Origin of the sequence: Streptomyces phytophilus (assembly GCF_013870535.1) — a bacterium.
In the GTDB taxonomy this organism is placed as follows: Bacteria; Actinomycetota; Actinomycetes; order Streptomycetales; family Streptomycetaceae; genus Streptomyces; species Streptomyces phytophilus.
Map to the genome: position 1 here is coordinate 1 of NZ_JACBXC010001624.1, position 1,155 is coordinate 1,155.

Below are 1,155 nucleotides of genomic sequence, written 5' to 3' on the forward strand. Positions count from 1 at the left end.
GCGACGAGACCCCCCGGCCGCCGGGCCCGCCGCCGCCTTCCGCAGCCGGCCCGACTTGATACGTAGGAAATTTCCTACGTATCATCGGCCCCATGAACATCACCCATGCGCAGTTCGTGACCCTGCCCGTCGCCGACCAGGACCGGGCCAAGACCTTCTACACCGACGCCCTCGGCTTCGACGTCGTCGCCGACCGGCAGCTGGGCCCGGTCCGCTGGCTCGCCGTCGCGCCCAGGGGCGCGCAGACCCACTTCGTACTCGCCGCCGCCGAGCAGGGCTTCACCCCCGGCAGCGTGCACGGCACGGCGCTCGTCAGCGCCGACCTCGACGGCGACTGCGCCGCCCTGCGCGCCGCGGGCGCTAAGGTCGAGGGCCCGGACGACCAGCCGTGGGGCCGCCAGGCGACGCTGGAGGACCCCGACGGCAACCGGTTCATGCTCTCCGCGGAGGGCTGACGCCCGCGGAGAGAGGAGACGGCGGCCTTGCCTGCCACCCCGACTGCCGAGGACACCCGCGGCGAGGACCGCGTCTTCGGCGCGCTGTCCAGTCCCGTACGGCGCGAGGTGCTGCGGCTGCTGCGCGACGAGGGCCCCCAGCCCGTACAGCAGTTGGCGGCGCACTTCGACATGCGGCGGCCCAGCCTCTCGGAGCACCTGAAGGTGCTGCGGGAGGCCGGGCTCGTCAGCGAGGAGCGGGCCGGGCGGCAGCGGATCTACCGGCTGGAGGCGGAGCCGCTGACGGAGGTACGGGACTGGCTGGGGCCGTACGAGCGGTTCTGGCGGGCGAAGCTGGCGGGTCTCGCGGAGCTGCTGGACGACCTGCCGGAGGCGGCCGGCGACGGGGACCGTACGGCCCCCGCGGACTCCGCGCACCGTACGAGCGGCACCGGGGCGGGGACATGAGCGTCCCCGGCTTTCCCGAGCCCGCCGACCCCACCGAGATCCGGCTCGACGCCTTCCTCCCCCACCCGCCCCGCAAGGTGTGGCGGGCCCTCACCGAGCCCGCGCTGCGCGCCCGCTGGCTCATGCCCGGCGACTTCCGCCTCGAAGTCGGCCACCGCACCACGATGCGGGCACTCCCCCGCCCCGGCACCGGCTTCTCGGGCACGGTGGCGGAGGAGGTCCTCGCGTACGAACCGGAGCGGATGCTCCGCGT

The 1,155-nt window shown here is 74.7% G+C and carries 3 protein-coding genes; all 3 read left to right on the forward strand.

All coding sequences use genetic code 11. The features are described from left to right. Nucleotides 1–92 precede the first annotated feature (92 nt). The gene (locus H5J30_RS34715; protein WP_181791783.1) at nucleotides 93–455 is read left to right on the forward strand and encodes a VOC family protein; all 363 of its coding nucleotides are present in this window, start codon (nucleotides 93–95) and stop codon (nucleotides 453–455) included. 27 nt (nucleotides 456–482) lie between these two features. After that, on the forward strand, nucleotides 483–902 hold the full coding sequence (locus H5J30_RS34720) for an ArsR/SmtB family transcription factor (protein ID WP_181791784.1): 420 nt from the start codon (nucleotides 483–485) through the stop codon (nucleotides 900–902). Next, nucleotides 899–1,155 (forward strand): SRPBCC family protein (locus tag H5J30_RS34725; RefSeq protein ID WP_181791785.1); only part of this gene is annotated, 257 nt, incomplete at its 3' end. The genes H5J30_RS34720 and H5J30_RS34725, both read left to right, overlap by 4 nt.